At 38.4% G+C, this 17,221-nt stretch carries 20 protein-coding genes; 14 read left to right on the top strand and 6 right to left on the bottom strand.

The window, feature by feature from the left end:
* Positions 1-101 precede the first annotated feature (101 nt).
* Entirely contained in the window at positions 102-632 is a 531-nt protein-coding gene (locus BUA72_RS18125) for a GNAT family N-acetyltransferase (protein ID WP_072924409.1), read from the top strand.
* Between the two features lie 100 nt (positions 633-732).
* Here the strand turns inward: BUA72_RS18125 and BUA72_RS18120 are convergent, their stop codons facing one another.
* Positions 733-1,602: a cupin-like domain-containing protein gene (locus BUA72_RS18120; protein WP_072924407.1), complete on the bottom strand. Its 870-nt coding sequence runs from the start codon at positions 1,600-1,602 to the stop codon at positions 733-735.
* Positions 1,603-1,996: 394 nt separating this feature from the next.
* Between BUA72_RS18120 and BUA72_RS18115 the strand changes: the two genes are divergently transcribed.
* Positions 1,997-2,878: a bestrophin family protein gene (locus tag BUA72_RS18115; RefSeq protein ID WP_047451190.1), complete on the top strand. Its 882-nt coding sequence runs from the start codon at positions 1,997-1,999 to the stop codon at positions 2,876-2,878.
* Between the two features lie 10 nt (positions 2,879-2,888).
* On the opposite strand, the gene BUA72_RS18110 is transcribed toward BUA72_RS18115, so the two are convergent.
* Complete coding sequence (locus BUA72_RS18110) at positions 2,889-3,488, bottom strand: hypothetical protein (protein WP_047451191.1); 600 nt, start codon at positions 3,486-3,488, stop codon at positions 2,889-2,891.
* Positions 3,489-3,543: 55 nt separating this feature from the next.
* Between BUA72_RS18110 and BUA72_RS18105 the strand changes: the two genes are divergently transcribed.
* The 11 genes from BUA72_RS18105 (at position 3,544) to BUA72_RS18055 (ending at position 12,419) form a co-directional block, all read left to right on the top strand.
* Positions 3,544-4,164, top strand: coding sequence for a toxin-antitoxin system YwqK family antitoxin (locus BUA72_RS18105; RefSeq protein WP_072924406.1), 621 nt, complete (start codon positions 3,544-3,546; stop codon positions 4,162-4,164).
* Between the two features lie 5 nt (positions 4,165-4,169).
* Positions 4,170-4,700, top strand: coding sequence for an RNA methyltransferase (locus BUA72_RS18100; RefSeq protein WP_072924404.1), 531 nt, complete (start codon positions 4,170-4,172; stop codon positions 4,698-4,700).
* Between the two features lie 187 nt (positions 4,701-4,887).
* Positions 4,888-5,538: a CBS domain-containing protein gene (locus BUA72_RS18095; RefSeq protein ID WP_047451195.1), complete on the top strand. Its 651-nt coding sequence runs from the start codon at positions 4,888-4,890 to the stop codon at positions 5,536-5,538.
* 1 nt (position 5,539) lies between these two features.
* Positions 5,540-6,406 (top strand): NAD kinase, encoded by an 867-nt coding sequence (locus BUA72_RS18090; protein ID WP_072924403.1) that lies wholly within the window; start codon positions 5,540-5,542, stop codon positions 6,404-6,406.
* Positions 6,407-6,477: 71 nt separating this feature from the next.
* Positions 6,478-7,548: a class II fructose-bisphosphate aldolase gene (gene fbaA, locus BUA72_RS18085; protein WP_047451199.1), complete on the top strand. Its 1,071-nt coding sequence runs from the start codon at positions 6,478-6,480 to the stop codon at positions 7,546-7,548.
* A gap of 90 nt (positions 7,549-7,638) precedes the next feature.
* Positions 7,639-8,493, top strand: a complete 855-nt coding sequence (gene accD, locus BUA72_RS18080; RefSeq protein ID WP_034724377.1) for an acetyl-CoA carboxylase, carboxyltransferase subunit beta — start codon at positions 7,639-7,641, stop codon at positions 8,491-8,493.
* A 54-nt stretch (positions 8,494-8,547) separates the two neighbouring features.
* On the top strand, positions 8,548-9,060 hold the full coding sequence (locus tag BUA72_RS18075; protein ID WP_047451203.1) for a DUF6973 domain-containing protein: 513 nt from the start codon (positions 8,548-8,550) through the stop codon (positions 9,058-9,060).
* Between the two features lie 46 nt (positions 9,061-9,106).
* Positions 9,107-9,979 carry an SGNH/GDSL hydrolase family protein gene (locus BUA72_RS18070; protein ID WP_317043249.1) on the top strand — a complete coding sequence of 291 codons (873 nt, stop codon included), beginning with the start codon at positions 9,107-9,109 and terminating at the stop codon, positions 9,977-9,979.
* A 131-nt stretch (positions 9,980-10,110) separates the two neighbouring features.
* Positions 10,111-11,514 carry a nucleoside recognition domain-containing protein gene (locus tag BUA72_RS18065; RefSeq protein ID WP_072924399.1) on the top strand — a complete coding sequence of 468 codons (1,404 nt, stop codon included), beginning with the start codon at positions 10,111-10,113 and terminating at the stop codon, positions 11,512-11,514.
* Positions 11,515-11,588: 74 nt separating this feature from the next.
* A complete protein-coding gene (locus tag BUA72_RS18060) occupies positions 11,589-11,954 on the top strand; it encodes a four helix bundle protein (RefSeq protein ID WP_072924398.1) in 366 nt (121 codons plus the stop codon).
* A gap of 72 nt (positions 11,955-12,026) precedes the next feature.
* Positions 12,027-12,419 (top strand): hypothetical protein, encoded by a 393-nt coding sequence (locus BUA72_RS18055; protein WP_072924397.1) that lies wholly within the window; start codon positions 12,027-12,029, stop codon positions 12,417-12,419.
* Between the two features lie 15 nt (positions 12,420-12,434).
* Here the strand turns inward: BUA72_RS18055 and BUA72_RS18050 are convergent, their stop codons facing one another.
* The 4 genes from BUA72_RS18050 to BUA72_RS18035 all read right to left on the bottom strand — a co-directional run bounded on the left by BUA72_RS18050 (position 12,435) and on the right by BUA72_RS18035 (position 15,173).
* A complete protein-coding gene (locus tag BUA72_RS18050) occupies positions 12,435-13,322 on the bottom strand; it encodes an energy transducer TonB (RefSeq protein ID WP_034724386.1) in 888 nt (295 codons plus the stop codon).
* 33 nt (positions 13,323-13,355) lie between these two features.
* Positions 13,356-13,754, bottom strand: coding sequence for an ExbD/TolR family protein (locus tag BUA72_RS18045; protein ID WP_034724387.1), 399 nt, complete (start codon positions 13,752-13,754; stop codon positions 13,356-13,358).
* 82 nt (positions 13,755-13,836) lie between these two features.
* The gene (locus tag BUA72_RS18040) at positions 13,837-14,541 is read right to left on the bottom strand and encodes a MotA/TolQ/ExbB proton channel family protein (RefSeq protein WP_034724388.1); all 705 of its coding nucleotides are present in this window, start codon (positions 14,539-14,541) and stop codon (positions 13,837-13,839) included.
* A gap of 170 nt (positions 14,542-14,711) precedes the next feature.
* On the bottom strand, positions 14,712-15,173 hold the full coding sequence (locus BUA72_RS18035; protein WP_034724389.1) for a hypothetical protein: 462 nt from the start codon (positions 15,171-15,173) through the stop codon (positions 14,712-14,714).
* Between the two features lie 168 nt (positions 15,174-15,341).
* On the opposite strand from BUA72_RS18035, the gene BUA72_RS18030 reads away from it, so the two are divergent.
* The gene (locus BUA72_RS18030) at positions 15,342-17,138 is read left to right on the top strand and encodes a DUF885 domain-containing protein (RefSeq protein WP_072924395.1); all 1,797 of its coding nucleotides are present in this window, start codon (positions 15,342-15,344) and stop codon (positions 17,136-17,138) included.
* Positions 17,139-17,221 lie beyond the last annotated feature (83 nt).

The following is a 17,221-nucleotide window of genomic DNA, read 5'->3' as shown; positions in this document are numbered from 1 at the left end:
GCAAAGCAAAATTCACCATTCACACTTCTCAACTTTAGCTCAGATAACTTATGTATTTCAGAACAAAATATTTGTCGTATTTTTCAAATAAAATAAGTGATATGATCTATCCGGTTTTAGAAACTGAAAGACTCCTTTTAAGACAGCTCGCTCCCCATGATGCGGAAGACCTCTTCGAGTATTTTTCCCTGGATGAAGTGATGGAATATTATGATCTGGCCCCCTTCAAAACTCTTGAGGATGCTCAAAACATCATCACCTATTTTAATAATGAATTCGAGAAAGGGAAAGGTTTCCGATGGGCTCTGGAATTGAAGTCAGAAAAGAAAGTGATTGGAACATGCGGCTATCACAACTGGTATCCTGAACATTTCCGTGCTGAGATCGGCTACGAGCTGAATCCTAAATTCTGGAAAAAATCTTATATGAAAGAGGCCATTCTTCCTATCCTTATCTATGGATTCGAAAGCATGAGACTTCACCGTATCGATGCCTTTACAGATCCTGCGAATATTGCTTCGGAGAAACTTTTACATTCTTTAAACTTTAAAGATGAAGGAATTCTGCGTGATTACTTTTTTGAAAAAGGGAAATTTGTGGATGCTAAGATTTTCGGACTTATTAATGAATAAGATGGAAGATGGGAGTTCAGTCCTGAAAACGGAAACCGTTGAAATTCAATCGAACTATCCTTGTCAAGGTTTAAAACCTTGACAAGGATCCCAACATTAGCTATTTCCTTTTCTTTTCAAACGCCTCCGTCCCTTTCTCATACGCCCACTTCTGCTTGTAATTCACCCACTTAGCCTTAAATAGCTTGCGCAAAAGCTTGTCTGTATACCTCATGATAAAAACATGGTACATCATATTAGCGAAAACACCCGGTTTATTCGGAAGCGCTCTGAGTGACATTGAAAACCCTGGCTCCAGATACCGGTTGAAGTGCCAGAATGCACCTGGAATAAAGAGGGCATCACCGTGCTCCATGAAAATCTCGTAACCTTTGGCATATTGCAAAGCCGGAAACCTCTCATAATCAGGGTTTTCATAATCAATATCATACACGGTATGAACGGATAGTGGCACTTTATATAAGAAAGCAGATTGTTTCTGGTCGAATAACAGGATTCTCTTTTTTCCTTCGAAATGAATATGCAGGAAATCCCCTAGATCCACATCGTAATGCATTAAAACATGCGCTTCACTTCCACCGAAGAAAAGAGTGGGCAACCGCTTAAAAAACTTGATTCCCAAATCAGGGTAAGTAAAGTTTTTCAACAGTTCCGGAAGCCGGTCTGTGATGATATAGAAAAAGATCCGCAGATCTGAAGGTCCGCTTTTAATTTTGTCGATATAATCTTTCATCTTCATATTCGTCACCGGCGCATCTGAGCTTTTGGACGCATCAGCCGGTTTATTATCATAGAGCGGAACATCCTGGTCACCTGCTTTTTCACGGATGTACGCAAGATTCCATTGGTCAAAGGCATCCCATCTGGCCGCAAAATTTTTGATCAAAAGAGGCTTATGCTTTTTGAAATAATTCTTCTGAAAATCTTCTTTACTGATATCGTGGACTACATCTACGTTTTCGAGGATCATCTTATTTTGTTATTTAATGCGAAATAAAAATAGTGTTTTTTTGAAATCTGTGAAAATTAAAAAATAGTATTGGGGCTTCGGGAGCCTGCTCATATTTGTATTGAGGATTTTTATAAACATTAAGAAGTTTAGAATTTTATGAAGCCGGACGCTTAAAAATATCGTAAGATATTTCTTAACCCTTCTTTAAACTTAACAATCTAAATGTCTTAATGTTAAAAACATAACAGATTCAAACATATGATCACCCTTCCCGGAAACTTTAATTGAAAACACGATGGGGGCTGAAACTCCCGAAGTAATCTCTTTCCCACTCATTTTTAAACTTATTTTAAGGCTCCCGATAAAGCAGAGCTGAAATGAAAAAATTATATTTGTAAGACTAAGTGAATTTATGAGAGCCTACAACACCAAGCATTTCCTGAAAATCCTTTTCAGCATGCATAAAAGCGATACCATGAAGATCCTTTTTCCGACGATGATCCTTGTGGGACTGTATTCGTGGGGCATTCAGTATCTGGAAGTGGAATATCTGCACCTGACCACAAAATCCGGGGTGAGCAATGTAGGAATGATTCATTCTTTATTGGGCTTTGTGCTCTCTTTGTTATTGGTTTTCAGAACAAATACCGCTTACGACCGATGGTGGGAAGGCAGAAAGCTTTGGGGAAAACTGGTGAACGATACAAGAAATTTTGCAGTGAAGATCAATGCTATTTTAGAGAATGACCGTCAGGATGCAGAGCAGATCTCAAGATATTTAAAATATTTCCCGCATTTCCTCGCCAAACATTTGTCTAAGGAGTCTACAAGACTGGCTTTGGATGAAGATTATTCCGAAATTGAAAAATCTCTGAAGCATCACGGTCCCAGTGAAATTATCATTCTTTTGACCCATAAACTGAACCAGCTGAAAAAAGAAGGGAAAATCTCGGATATTGAAATGCTGTATCTCGACACCCAGCTTTCCGGTTTTCTGGATGTATGCGGTGGTTGTGAAAGAATTAAAAACACCCCTATTCCCTACTCTTATTCTTCGTTTGTCAAGAAATTTATCATCTTATATGTACTGGCTCTGCCGGTTGCCTATGTCATTACAATTGGCCTTCTGATGATTCCGCTGACGGTTTTTGTGTATTATGTACTGATGAGTCTTGAACTGATCGCAGAAGAAATTGAGGATCCTTTCAATAATGATGAAAATGATATTCCGATGGAAGCATTAGCCCAGAATATCGAGAAGAGCGTTCACCAGATCATGGGGCTGAAAAAGTAAAAAATCAACCTTAAAGGTTGATTTCTTTGAGTTCTCCGTCTTCTTTTATTTCTACAAATTTGCTTTCTCTGTTGGCTGCAGAATAGCCGTAGAAGAATGTTTGGTATATCGGTGAAGAATACAGATATCCTCCATATGCATTGTAAGCATCCGATCTTCCGGTCTGCTGCTGATAGCTCCCTGTTGCGGTAAAGTTGACGATGGTTTCCAGATAGTATTTTCCGGGTTTTAATTTTTCAAACTTAAATCTTCCGTAATCATCTGTCAGAGCTTCCAGTTTATATTTAAAAGCATCTTCGGACATATATACGGTGGTCTTTTTGTTTTCATACTTTCTTCTCATGCTGTAAAACTCATCAAAATAAGGCGTTACAGGAAAAAGCATTACCACAGTTCCTTTGGGTGCATAATGTTTTCCACCAAGAAGAGGTTTGATTCCCCAGTTATTTTTCTGTTTTGTGGAAGCCACTCCTTCAATGGTTGAATTTCCGAAGCTTAGCATCTCCCTGGCCATCTTTTTATCGAAAAAAGCCTGCGGATAATAGGTATTCTGTGCCTGTACCGATAGAAAAGCGAATACCAACAGCAGTAAAGCGGATATTTTTTTCATGTTAATATTTTAAATCAAATATAAGTATTTTGCTATTTTTGAAATAAAAAAATCTATGAAATACTTTTTTCTGCTATTAATGACTGCAACATCGTGGGCAATAGCACAAAAGCCATGCGGATTTAAAGACGGACTTCAGGAAGGATCCTGCAAAGATTTCTACGAAAACGGACAGGTAAAACAGGTCGTGGAATGGAAAAAGGGAAAAATAGAAGGAGAAGCGGTCTATTATTATGATAATGGAAAGGTACAGGCCAAAGGGGAAAATAAAAAAGGCCATAAAGCAAAAGAATGGTCTTATTATGACAAAAATGGAGTTCTTACCTCCAAAGAAACCTTCAGAAATGGAGAGAAAAATGTATATGACGACAGTTCACTGGCTACTTTTTACTCTCCTGCAGGAAAAATAACCGAAATTTCCAATTACAGAATGGGTAAGCTGCATGGGGAAACCAAACTGTTTCATGAAGACGGAAAATCTGTAAAACAGATCGGGCAATATGACAACGGACAGGCTGTCGGAAAATGGAAAGCACTGTATCCATCAGGAAAAGTGCAGCGCGAAACAGAATTCGCCAACGATAAATGGAATGGCAACAGGGTTCACTACCGTGAAGACGGAAGCGTTGAAAAGACGGAGGTCTACAGAGACGGAAAATTAATCTCAACAAAATAAAACAATTGGTACAGAAACTAAAACTGGAAGAACTGAACAGAATAGATGTAGAAACATTTAAGAAGGTCGAGAAGATTCCATTGGTCATTATTTTAGACAATCTCAGAAGCATGCACAATGTAGGGGCATCATTCAGAACGGCAGATGCTTTTCTGATCGAAAAAATTATTCTTTGCGGCATTACGCCACAACCGCCTCACCGTGAGATCCATAAGGCTGCACTGGGAGCTACAGAAAGTGTGGACTGGGGTCATGAAAGTGATATTAATACAGCCATCAGTGATTATAAAAGCCGTGGCTATGAGATCATTGGAATCGAGCAAACTACAGATAGCGTGATGATTACGGATTTCACCATAGACAAATCAAAGAAATATGCATTGATCTTAGGAAATGAAGTGGAAGGAATAAGCGATGAAGCGCTCCCGAATATTGACACATTCCTGGAAATTCCTCAGCTGGGAACCAAGCACTCTCTGAATGTAAGTGTATGCGGTGGAATTGTGATGTGGGAATTTGCAAAAGCCCTAAAATAAAAAAACTGCATATGTCCTTAAAAGACAGTGCAGTTTGAAATAAATCTAATAAAAAGTAAAAATGAAAGGCGACAAAGGTACCTTTTTTTTCTTTACAAACAAATTTTGACATCACTTTTTTCTTTTTTCCTGAAAAAAAGTGGTATTTTGAGAAAAAGTTTCATTTAATTTTTTATAAATTAGCACAATGTTTATCAAGGATTATATCTCAAAAGACTTTCCGTGTTTTAGCCTAACTGACTCAATAGAATCAGCGAGGAACACATTAGAGGATTTCGGATATTCCCACATTTTCATCAAAAAATCTCATCACTTCTACGGAGCTATCGCAGAAGACTTTCTTTATGAAGGTGAAGGAACCCTGAAAGATCTTGAACACCAGATTGAGCGTTTTGCCATTCTGGAGGACAATAATATTATGGACAGCATCCGTCTGTTCTATACTTTCAGTGCCAACGTGATCCCGGTGATTAATAAGAATGAAAAGTATCTCGGGTACATCACCTGTGAAGATATTTTTCAGAATCTTTCCCGCTATCCCCTGTTTTCAGAGACCGGAGCTATCCTTACGATAGAAACGCCGGCCAGAAAATATTCGATGACGGAGATCGCCAATATTATAGAAAGCAATAACTCGAAGTTTTACGGTGGATTTATCACTTTTATGTCCGATGAAGTGATTCATGTGACGATAAAGATCAGCAATGAAAATCTCTCCTCGATAGACGCTACTTTTGACAGGTACGATTACAGAATTGTTGAAAAATACTATTCTGACGAAAAATCTGATCTGTTTAAAGACCGGTTCGGATTTTTCCAAAAATTCATAGAAATATAACATGAAGGCAGCCATATATTCTCAGAAAAAAGACCTCGATACTTTTTTATATTTAAGCAAGTTTATTTCAGAACTTGAAACCAGAGGCGTAAAATCTGTTCTGTACGATGAAATGGCTGAAGCACTTCAGTTCTCAAAGATATTTGAAACATTCAACAACAAACAGGACCTTCTGGATAAGGAGGTAGACCTTTTCTTTACTTTCGGAGGAGACGGAACCATCGTGAATTCCCTGACTTTTATTGAAGACCTGGAGATCCCGATCGTGGGTGTCAATACCGGAAGACTAGGATTTCTGGCGAGTTTTACCAAAGAAGAAGCATTCAAAGAATTGGATGCCATCTTAAAAGGTGATGTGAAAACCAGCCGCCGCGCTGTGATTGAAGTAGTTTCTCCGAGATCTGACGATTTTTTTCCGTATGCATTAAATGATGTTACCGTTTCAAGAAAGGAAACGACTTCTATGATTACGGTAGATTCTTATATCAACGATGAATTTTTGAATGTTTTCTGGGGTGACGGGGTTATCGTTTCAACGCCCACAGGATCTACAGCTTATTCATTAAGCTGTGGCGGACCGATCATTTCTCCGAACAACGAAAATTTTGTCATTACTCCCATCGCTCCCCACAATCTGAATGTAAGACCTTTGGTGGTGAATGACAGGGTGGAAATCAAGTTTAGAGTGGAAAGCAGAGTGCCGCAGTATTCTCTGTCGCTGGACTCAAGGCTGGTACATATAGAAACCGATAAAGAAATTATCATCAAAAAGGCAGATTTCCAGATCCTTCTGGTGCAACCCAACCATTTGAGTTTCTACGAAACAATCCGTCAGAAGCTGCTTTGGGGCAGGGACAAAAGAAATTAGTAATTCCTCAAAAATGATTACCTTTACAGGAATTTTAAAAACGCCTAATAATTTAAAATAAAAAGTAAAACATGAGCAGAATTTTTCCGGCAGGAGTTGCCACAGGTCAATTAGTTACTGATATTTTTCAGTACGCTAAAGAAAACAAATTTGCACTGCCTGCAGTAAACGTAATTGGTTCAAGCAATGTAAACGCTGTTATGGAAACCGCAGCGAAATTAAACTCTCCTGTAATTATCCAGTTTTCAAACGGTGGAGCAGCTTTCAACGCAGGAAAAGGGCTCAACAACGATGGTCAGAAAGCAGCTATTTTAGGATCTATCGCCGGAGCAAAACATATTCATACTCTAGCAGAAGCTTACGGAGCAACTGTGATTTTACATACAGACCACTGTGCTAAGAAATTATTACCTTGGATCGACGGATTATTAGATGCAAGTGAAGAGTATTACAAGCAGACCGGAAAATCTCTTTATTCTTCTCACATGCTGGATCTTTCTGAAGAATCTCTGGAAGAAAATCTTGAAATTTCAGCTCAGTATTTCGAAAGAATGGCTAAAATGCAGATGACTTTAGAAGTTGAGATCGGTGTTACAGGTGGAGAAGAAGACGGTGTAGACAATTCTGATGTAGACAACTCTAAACTATATACTCAACCGGAAGATATCGCGTATACTTACGAAAAATTAAAAGCGATTTCTGACAACTTTACCATTGCTGCTGCTTTCGGTAACGTACACGGAGTTTATAAACCAGGAAACGTGGTTCTTACCCCAAAAATCCTTGACAACTCTCAGAAATATGTTCAGGAGAAATTCGGAACAGCTGACAAGCCGATTAACTTTGTATTCCACGGAGGTTCAGGATCTACTTTAGAAGAGATCAGAGAAGCTATCGACTATGGAGTAATCAAAATGAATATTGACACTGACCTTCAGTTCGCTTACACGGAAGGGGTTAGAGATTATATGGTTAACAATATTGATTATTTAAGAGCTCAGATCGGAAACCCTGAAGGAGAAGAAAAACCTAACAAGAAATTCTACGACCCAAGAGTTTGGGTAAGAAAAGGTGAGGAAACTTTCTCTACAAGACTGGTTCAGGCGTTTGAAGACTTAAACAACGTAAATACTTTAAAATAAGAACTGTACATTTGTATTAATGTAAAAAGTATTCATAACGGATACAGTTTACATTAATACATTTTACATTTATACCCTAATACAATCAAAATGGCATTCGACTGGTTTAAAAGAAAAGCAAAAAACATTACCACCTCTACTGATGAAAAAAAGGATGTTCCCAAAGGCCTTTGGCATCAGACTCCATCAGGAAAAATAGTGGAGCATGATGAATTGAGAAGAAACAGCTACGTTTCTCCTGAAGACGGATTTCACGTAAGAATAGGAAGTGCAGAATTTTTTGAGATCCTTTTTGACGAAGGTAAGTTCACTGAACTGGATGCCAATGTTGAAAGTATTGATATCTTAAACTTCAAGGATACAAAACCTTACAAAGACCGTCTGAAAGAAGTAAGAGCAAAAACAAAACTTACAGACTCCATCAGAAATGCAGTAGGAACCGTAAAAGGAACCGAAATGGTAGTTTCATGTATGGATTTCGCCTTTATCGGTGGATCTTTGGGTTCTGTAATGGGTGAAAAAATCAGAAGAGCGGTAGATTACTGTATCGCCAACAAACTTCCGTACATGATCATCTGTCAGTCCGGAGGAGCGAGAATGCAGGAAGCCACTTACTCTCTGATGCAGCTTGCTAAAGTACAGGCTAAGCTTGCTCAGCTTTCTGAAGCAGGACTTTTATACATCGCTTACCTTTGTGACCCTACTTTTGGAGGTATCACGGCTTCTTTCGCTATGACAGCAGATATTATCATGGCTGAGCCGGGAGCGCTGATCGGGTTTGCAGGTCCGAGAGTAATCCGTGAGACAATCGGAAGAGACCTTCCGGAAGGTTTCCAGACCTCTGAATTCCTACAGGAAAAAGGATTTGTAGATTTCATCGTAAAAAGAACTGAAATTAAAGATACGGTAGCTAAAACAGTTAATTTATTAGCTGCAAAAGCATAAGATCTGTAACAAACACTATACAATCTCTCTCTAATTAGGGAGAGATTTTTATTTATGAGGACTTTTAAGATTTTTTTTAATACCATCCGAAGCATGAGCCTGAAAAAGATCATGCGTCTTTTATCGCTTCTTCTTCCCCATCCTCTTTTTGCATTATTAAGTTTTCATGCAACGGTACAGGCTTTCGCCATTGCCCAGAAAAAGTTTCCGAAAACGGCATCTAACAACGGAATTGGAAATGCTTTCAGACACGCGCTTTGGTGCTGTTTCATCATGATGTACTGCTGCAAGGTATCTTCACCGGAAAAAGCACTGAGTTTCTGCAAAAGAATAACCGATATGCATGAAGAACTCTTTCCCAATCAGCCTTTGGAAACGAAAATGGATCTTCACAACAACAAAATCGGCATGGATTATTTCATGGAACTGCTTCCGGGAATTCACCGCCAGTTTTTTGAGAAGAATTTTTTCATCGACAGTCTTGCTAAGAAAATGGATGATGCCAAGGTTTTGAAAAGCTTAGATGATGACTTTGAGGGATATCTGGTTTATCTTGATGAGAAATAATAAATAAATTTTTCAAGGTTTACTAAAGAGAATTTCTGCCTTTATAATGTTTATATCAAAAAAACATTTACATTTAGCACTAGTTCACAACTCCATGAAAAATACGCTACTATTAATCATTCTATTTTGTGTTTCATTTTGTAAATCTCAAAATATAAGACATGACAAAGAAGTAAATGTTCTTTTTATTGGAAATAGTTTAACCTATTTTCATGACATGCCGAAAATGCTTCAGTCGATGTTGAACGAAAACGATCAAAATTTTAAAATCTATCAAAGTACTTTTCCTGGTATGTCTTTGTCTGATCATCTTGATGAAATCATTGTCGCCCAGACTGAAAACATGGTAAATACCCGAAAAAAGACCGACTCCGAAACTACGGAGACAGAGAAAATGATTGCCGAAAGAAATTGGGATGTAATCATTATGCAGACCGGAACAGTGAGTGTTTTAATTCCTGAATACAGAGATCAGGATATTGATCATTCTATAAAGACCATAAAGAAATTGGTTTCTAATCCGGACTGTAAATTCATATTATTCACTACATGGGCAGGAAAGGAGAATTACCCACAAAAATACTGCTATCCCTCTAAAATAATCTTTGACCCAAAAATCTGTTCTCCAGTGATTAAGGATCTTGTGCAACATCAAGAATTAATTTCTGAAGGCCATAGTTTATTGGCATCCAAAAATGATTTAATTCAATCTAAAAACAGTGAAAAGTTTTATGAAGTCATGACAAAACACCCAGATATTGAACTGTTAGAAGATGAAATTCATCCCAATAAAACGGGTTCATTTTTCAATGCATGCATTTTCTATAGTCTTCTCACCAATAAAGATGCATCACAGCTAAAATATTTAGGAGAAATTAAATCGGAAACAGCCAATACATTAAAGAGAATGGCAAAGTAAAATGTATCGCTATAGGATGGCAAAATTGGTGAGGAAATCTTAATTAAAAATCTTGCCTTTTCGGCAATACTGCTTTTTCAATTTCTCTTTTTAGTAATTTTCACTACATTTAAAATCCAAAATAAAATTAAATGGTCCTCAGCAGAATTTGGTCGGCTTTCATTATCATTGCCATTGGCATTGCCAGTATTAAATACATCTCGTCTGGCCACTACAAAACCATCTTCAATGATATGGTGGTGGGAAAAGGCGGTGATACAGTTCAGATCGCTTCACAGCCGATGAATGCGCTTACCCCGGTTGTCAGAGACAGCCTGATGAAAAAGAATGATTTTGCGGACAGCAGGATCCATTATAAAACAGATTCTCTTAAACAGAATGTAAAGGTTTACAGAGTTCAGGAAGCAGACGGCGTGATCGGAACCTCCGAAACGGCAGTTAAGATCTGTATTGGCCTGATCGGAATCATGACCCTGTTCATGGGATTCATGAGTATTGCTGAAAAAGCAGGAGGAATTAATCTGTTGAGCCGTCTCATTCAGCCTTTTTTCTCAAAATTATTCCCTGACATTCCTAAAAACCATCCGGCTTTCGGACATATGCTGATGAATTTCAGCGCGAATCTTCTGGGGCTGGACAATGCCGCTACTCCATTTGGTTTAAAAGCGATGGAAAGTCTGCAGACGTTAAATCCCAATAAAGACACTGCCAGCAATTCTCAGATTATGTTTCTGTGTCTTCATGCAGGCGGAATGACCTTGATTCCAGTCTCTATTATTGCCATCCGGGCTTCGATGGGTTCAAAAACACCAACCGATATATTTCTTCCCTGTATGATCGCAACATTTGCAGCCACTTTAGCCGCCATGATTGTTGTTTCATTATACCAAAAAATAAATCTTTTAAAACCTGTAGTTCTGGCTTACGTAGGAGGAATTTCAGCCCTTATTGCCTTATTGGTTTTATATCTGGTTCAATTGAGTAAAGATGAATTGGATGATTTCAGTAAAGTTTTAAGTAACGGATTGATTCTTTTCATCTTTTTAGCTATTGTTCTGGGTGCGGTCTATAAGAAAATCAATGTCTTTGATGCTTTTATTGAAGGCGCAAAAGAAGGTTTTACGACCTGTGTGAAGATTATTCCCTATTTAGTTGGAATGTTGATTGCTATTTCCCTGCTAAGAACTTCCGGCGTTTTTGACGTTATTATTGACGGGATGAAGTGGGTGGCTTATAACGCCCATCTGGATGCAAGATTTGTAGACGGACTTCCAACCGCTTTAATCAAGCCGTTATCTGGTTCAGGAGCTCGTGGAATGATGGTGGATACGATGGCGACTTTCGGAGCAGACAGTTTCCAGGGGAAATTAGCCGCTGTTCTTCAGGGAAGCTCAGATACGACGTTTTACGTGATTGCGGTTTACTTTGGAGCCGTAGCCGTAAAGAACACGAGATACACGGTAATTGCTATGCTTCTGGCGGACCTGGTGGGGATTATTACTTCGATTGTGCTAGCGTATTTGTTTTTTGCTTAATTTGTTGTCAGTTGCTGGTTGCTGGTTTTCTAGTTGCCAACTAACTGCATCTATGAATTATTAAAAAAACACTTATGAGCTATCTAAAACTTGATATTTATACTATTGCTTTTGACCTGTTTATTGAGACTCATCAGCTTTCATTAAAATTACCAAAATACGAATTATATGAGTTGGGAAGCCAACTAAGGAGATCTGCAGATTCTGTAGTGACCAATATCGCTGAAGGTTATGGTAGGAAAAGTTATAAAGGAGATTTTATCAGATTTCTTATTTATTCACAGGCAAGTTGTGACGAAACAGTAAGCCATTTATCCAAAATAATAAGACTTTATCCAGACCTGATCCCAGATTTAAAGGTTAAAACAGAACAATATCAACTCCTAGGAGGAAAAATAAATAATTTTATAAAATACGTCCAGTTAAGCTGGCGAACATAAACCACACAACTAGCAACTAGCAACTAGCAACTAGCAACTAGCAACTAGCAAAGCAACTAAATAAACTCAATTATGATCACAGATAAAGAATTCACATTAAGATTAATACGTCAGTTAACGCAAGCACTGGAAAAACTGATTTTAGACAAGCCTGAAGAAAGTTTAATGCAGAAAGAATTGGACTTTGAGTCTTTGATGAGAGATATTTTCAAATTTGATTTTACGACCCTTGCCTCAAAAACAAAAGAAGAAATTATAGAAATCGTCAACGAAAGACAGGAAAGAGACCACAAAGATTATTATGAAATGCTGGGCAACCTGTTCTACTTTACAGGCAGAGGAGAAAAAAACAATGAGTTTCTAGACAAGGCAAAAACGTTCTATGAATTGTATCTTCAGACCAGCGGCATTTTTGCACTACCGGTGATCAACAGGATTAATGAAATAAAAAAAGCACTTGAATAAAGTGCTTTTGTATTTTTAGAATGTGATTTTATAAGATCCGGTTGAGGATGTACTCGCTTTTTCGGCTTTAACATACTTCTTAACCCAGGATACTCCCGTAGAAGATATACAGGGATCTGATGTTCCTCCCGATCTTCTTGCAGAAACTACATTTCCGGCTTTATCTACTGTATAGGCAATGGTAATAGTTCCACTTGCTGTACAGCTGTTACTAGGCTGTGCGCCTCCTCTTCCCATCGTTCCGGGAATATAGCCGATCAATTTTCGGTCAATTCCTACTTTGCTGTCTCCGTTTCCGTCTCCTCCTAAAGGATCTCCTGCGTTACCGATACCTTCACCAGTTCCCTGGCTCCCAGCTTTTGTCCCTCTTCCTCTGATCAGGTTTCCGATGGCTGCCGTCCCTTTTCCGTCACCGTTTCCGGTTTTGGAATTGGCGGTTGTAGCTCCGGATTTCTTTGTATTTTTTGAAGCACTTGCGCTGGTGGCGGTCTTCTTATCTTCTTTTTTGGATTCTTCTTTCTTCGGAACGCTTACCTTCGAATTATTTCCTGTAATCACTTTTTCCTTCACTTCCGTTTTCTTGGGTTCCGGCGCAGGTTCAGGTTTTATTACTGTTTTCGTTTCAGGTACTGCCGTTTCAACAGGTTCCGGAGTTACTTCTTCAGTGGCTGCGGCAAGGCTTCCCGGCTGATCTGCAGGTTCTTCAATCCCTTTTCCATTTCTGTTGTCACCGAAATTAACGAGCATTGTTGTAACCACTTCATCAGACTGTTTATCAAGCTCCGGCTTCAGTTTATAAAGAAAAACAAAAAGCAGGATCCCAGACCAGATCAGGATAGAAAGTACTGCACTTTTTATCCGGTCTCTGTTTTGCTCGTTTTTGTTTACTGTGTAACTTTTCATTTTAAATGATTCTTTCCGAATGTTCCGGAGTCATTATTTATCTTTAACGGTTGCAATTGCAATGTTAAATTTATTCTTTTCAGCGATTTCCATGACGAAGACAACATCTTTATGCATGGTATTTTCATCTGCACGGATGGTGAAAGATTTATTCGCCTGGCCTGTCAATTTACTGACAATGACAGCTTCCAGCTGGTCTCTTGTCACAGGATTATCATCTACAAAATACGTTCCGTCCGGTTTAATACTTACCGTCAAAGGATTAGGAATATTATCTTCAACAGCTCCCGCTTTTGGCAACTTTACATCAATCGCACTTTGATTGGCGGCTGATGAAGTGATCATAAAGAATATCAGCATCAGCAAGATAACATCGGTCATCGCTGCCAAACTGAATTCGGGATTCGCTTTATTTCTTCTCTGAATTTTCATCTGTTTACTTTTACTTTTTTAATGGTCAGATGGAATCGCTATTATTTGAAAACATGATGGCTAGCGATTTCATAAGAAAGATTTATAAAGGTTTGTTGATAAGGTCTAAAAATTCTCCGGACATATTCTGAGCTTTCAATACAAATCTGTCAATTCTCGTTAAAAGAATATTGTAGAAAAAGTTAGCAGGAATAGCTACAGCCAAACCTACCGCCGTTTGCCCCAATGCCGTATAAATACCTTCAGACAATGTTTTTGGTGAGAAAGATCCCGTTGCATGAGAAAGGTTGAAGAATGCGATAATCATCCCGATAACCGTTCCCAAAAGTCCTAACATCGGCGCGATACTTGGTACCACAGCCAGAAGGTTCAGATTCTTTTCCATATTCGCTACTTCTATCTGCGCCTGGGATTCCATGGCACTTACAATGTCAGAAACAGGACGTCCCAGTCTTGAAATTCCTTTTTCCAGTATTCTTCCTTCGGGAGAGTTCTGTTTTTTTGCATAATCTGCAGCCGATTCTATCTTTCCTTCCTTGATAAAATCTTCAATATTCTCCATGAAATTGGCATCTGTTTTTGAAGTCAGCCTTTTAATAAAGAAGAAACGTTCAAAAAACAGGTATAGCGAAAACACACCTAAAGCCAGAACGACAAACATCACTATCTTAGCGAAAGCCCCTCCGTGGAACATGATCTTCCAAAATGAAAATTCTAAATCGTCTGTTGCAACTGCAGGAGCAGTAATCTGTGCAAATAAAATCTGAGTAAGTTCCGTTAACAGCATTAATGTGAATTTTTATAAAATTTTAACGACAAATGTAGTGGAATATTATGAATTGCTCTCTTAAAAATTGCTTAAAAACAACTTAAAATTTGTTATGATTTGGATACAGCAAATTCCTTTCCAAAAGAAACTTTGAAAAGAAATTTGATATAAAAAGGATGAAAAAGCGGCTATTCTTCGCCTACATCAATGTCATCCTGCGTAAATTCGCATTTTAATCGGAATGGGATCGGCGTATCTGATCCCGTATAGAAATCGTCGATAGTACCCTTCCATATGACCTGAAGTTCACCTTCTTCATTTTTCTCAAACTGGAGCTCATTATCGTAGATAAAGGCATCGTCGTCGTCGAATAAATCAACTTCGGTATAGGTTTCTTCTTCAGAATCATTAATCCTGATCACTTTTCCTTCAATTTCCTTCGATTCGATAGGAAAATCGAAAATTTCAAGTGAAAGCTGCGGAAAGTTGTACTGTAATGAATCATCATCTACATGATCCAAACTGTCATCCGTTATAATTTCAACCTCTAATAAATGTTGTTGGTTGCTGTAGACCGCCTTACAATAAGTGTTTCTAATATTGTATTTTAGGGTCTCCTCCGGATGGTAAATTTTTAAAATCCCTTTCATTATTTCTTAAAAAAGAGCTGTAATAATATGATTGTTAAACGTTTTAGACAAAGATAAAAAATTGATTCAAAGTTGAAAATATTTTGAAAATTATTTTTTTAAATCATTATGATTGATTATTCCGTATAGGCCAATAATACTTACTTTTGCTGCATAAAGATTCTGAAAATGAAAAACATTTTATCAAAAGGTATTTTAGGGCTCGGACTGGTGATCAGCCTTGCTTCCTGCAAAAAATCTGATTCTCCGCTGACGAAGGTGACCCCTACGAACATGGATTCTATTGCATCCAGTTATTATGAGCAGTATCTGAAATTATATCCTTTAGAAGCTACTTCCCAGGGAGATACGAGATACAATGACCAGCTTCCGATCAATATTGACAAAGACTTTATCTCCGGAGAGGTTGCTTTTTATAATTCCGTACAGAAGCAGCTGGAAAGCGTTGATTACAAAGGTCTTTCCGATGAAGAAAAGGTAGTTTATGATGTCCTGGATTATACTTTAAAAGATAAAATCGAGGCCTATGCCTATCACCCGGAATATATTCCTTTTACACAGTTCGGAGGACTTCCCCTGAACTTTCCGCTGTATGGAAGCGGCGAAGGAAGCCAGCCTTTTAAAACAGAAAAAGACTACAGCGACTGGCTGAAAAGAATGGAGAAATTCCCGGAATGGATGAATGCCGCCACCGACAATTTCCGTGAAGGCATCACCAATAAAGTGGTTCTTCCTAAAAAACTGGTCGTTAAAATGATCCCTCAGATGAGAGCAGAAGAGATCACAACGGCTGATATGGATAAAAACATTTTCTACGGCCCCATAAAAAACTTCCCGAAAAGCTTTACGCAGGCTCAGAAAGATAAATTTTCCGCTCTTTATGCAGAAGCGATAACGAAAAAAATCATTCCGGCTTATGCCAAAATGGGTACATTCCTGGAGAAAGAATATCTGCCGAAAGCAAGAGATACGGATGGCTACAATAGCCTTCCGAACGGAAACGAGATTTACAGATATTACGCTAAAAGCTGGACAACAACGAAGAAATCACCTGAGGAAATCAATAAAATCGGAATTCAGCAGGTCGCTATGCTTCGTGCTGAAATGGAAAAGGTGAAACAGCAGGTTGGTTTTTCAGGAACACTGGAAGAGTTTATCAATTTTGTAAAAACAGATCCTAAAGCAATGCCGTATAAGACGTCTAAAGAGGTTTTAAATGGATTTAACGGTATTCTGGCGAAGATCACTCCTAAACTGAAAACAATGTTCAGCGTAACGCCAAAAACGAAGTTTGAGATCAGACAGACGGAAAAATTCAGAGAAGCAAGTGCCAGCGCAGAGTATATCCAGGGAACTCCGGATGGAAAAAGACCGGGAATATTTTATATGCCGATTCCTGATCCTACCAAATTCAACGTGACTTCCGGGATGGAATCTCTTTTCCTTCATGAAGCAATACCGGGACATCACTATCAGGTTTCTCTTCAGCAGGAAAATACCAAGCTTCCTAAATTCATGAGATTCGGATGGTTTGGAGCGTATGGAGAAGGCTGGGCGCACTATTGTGAGACTCTGGGACCTGAGTTTGGTCTTTATACAGATCCTTACCAGAAAATGGGTTACCTGAGCGATCAGATGCTGAGAGCGGTAAGACTGGTTGTAGATACCGGACTTCATACCGGAACCATGACAAGAGAGGAAGCCATTAAATATTTCCTGAGCAATATTTCTTATGATGAAGCCAGCGCTACGGCAGAGGTGGAAAGATATATGGCAATGCCGGGACAGGCTTTAGGCTACAAAATAGGATCGTTGAGAATCCGTGAGCTTAGAGAAAAGTATCAGAAAGAGCTTGGCAAGAAGTTTAATTTAGCCAGCTTCCATGATGAGATTTTAAGCCAGGGATGTCTTCCATTGGATGTTTTAAACAGGAAGATGGATCTTTGGGCTAAAAAGCAACAATAGATTTATATAAAAAAATAAAAATAATAGAGATGGGATGATTAATTTTAATGTCCCATCTTTTTTTATCTAATTTAATCCAATTA

The organism is Chryseobacterium sp. OV279 (assembly GCF_900128945.1).
Lineage (GTDB): Bacteria > Bacteroidota > Bacteroidia > Flavobacteriales > Weeksellaceae > Chryseobacterium.
This window is presented reverse-complemented; position numbering and strand designations above follow the sequence as displayed.

Bases quoted from the DNA above. Each gene is read 5' to 3' on its own strand.
- BUA72_RS18115 (WP_047451190.1), top strand. From the start codon at position 1,997: ATGAGAGCCTACAACACCAAGCATTTCCTGAAAATCCTTTTCAGCATG.
- accD (WP_034724377.1), top strand. From the start codon at position 7,639: ATGGCATTCGACTGGTTTAAAAGAAAAGCAAAAAACATTACCACCTCT.
- BUA72_RS18125 (WP_072924409.1), top strand. From the start codon at position 102: ATGATCTATCCGGTTTTAGAAACTGAAAGACTCCTTTTAAGACAGCTC.
- BUA72_RS18040 (WP_034724388.1), bottom strand. From the start codon at position 14,541: ATGCTGTTAACGGAACTTACTCAGATTTTATTTGCACAGATTACTGCT.
- BUA72_RS18075 (WP_047451203.1), top strand. From the start codon at position 8,548: ATGAGGACTTTTAAGATTTTTTTTAATACCATCCGAAGCATGAGCCTG.
- BUA72_RS18050 (WP_034724386.1), bottom strand. From the start codon at position 13,322: ATGAAAAGTTACACAGTAAACAAAAACGAGCAAAACAGAGACCGGATA.
- BUA72_RS18070 (WP_317043249.1), top strand. From the start codon at position 9,107: ATGTTTATATCAAAAAAACATTTACATTTAGCACTAGTTCACAACTCC.
- BUA72_RS18090 (WP_072924403.1), top strand. From the start codon at position 5,540: ATGAAGGCAGCCATATATTCTCAGAAAAAAGACCTCGATACTTTTTTA.
- BUA72_RS18055 (WP_072924397.1), top strand. From the start codon at position 12,027: ATGATCACAGATAAAGAATTCACATTAAGATTAATACGTCAGTTAACG.
- fbaA (WP_047451199.1), top strand. From the start codon at position 6,478: ATGAGCAGAATTTTTCCGGCAGGAGTTGCCACAGGTCAATTAGTTACT.
- BUA72_RS18120 (WP_072924407.1), bottom strand. From the start codon at position 1,602: ATGATCCTCGAAAACGTAGATGTAGTCCACGATATCAGTAAAGAAGAT.
- BUA72_RS18065 (WP_072924399.1), top strand. From the start codon at position 10,111: ATGGTCCTCAGCAGAATTTGGTCGGCTTTCATTATCATTGCCATTGGC.
- BUA72_RS18110 (WP_047451191.1), bottom strand. From the start codon at position 3,488: ATGAAAAAAATATCCGCTTTACTGCTGTTGGTATTCGCTTTTCTATCG.
- BUA72_RS18030 (WP_072924395.1), top strand. From the start codon at position 15,342: ATGAAAAACATTTTATCAAAAGGTATTTTAGGGCTCGGACTGGTGATC.
- BUA72_RS18035 (WP_034724389.1), bottom strand. From the start codon at position 15,173: ATGAAAGGGATTTTAAAAATTTACCATCCGGAGGAGACCCTAAAATAC.
- BUA72_RS18105 (WP_072924406.1), top strand. From the start codon at position 3,544: ATGAAATACTTTTTTCTGCTATTAATGACTGCAACATCGTGGGCAATA.
- BUA72_RS18045 (WP_034724387.1), bottom strand. From the start codon at position 13,754: ATGAAAATTCAGAGAAGAAATAAAGCGAATCCCGAATTCAGTTTGGCA.
- BUA72_RS18060 (WP_072924398.1), top strand. From the start codon at position 11,589: ATGAGCTATCTAAAACTTGATATTTATACTATTGCTTTTGACCTGTTT.
- BUA72_RS18095 (WP_047451195.1), top strand. From the start codon at position 4,888: ATGTTTATCAAGGATTATATCTCAAAAGACTTTCCGTGTTTTAGCCTA.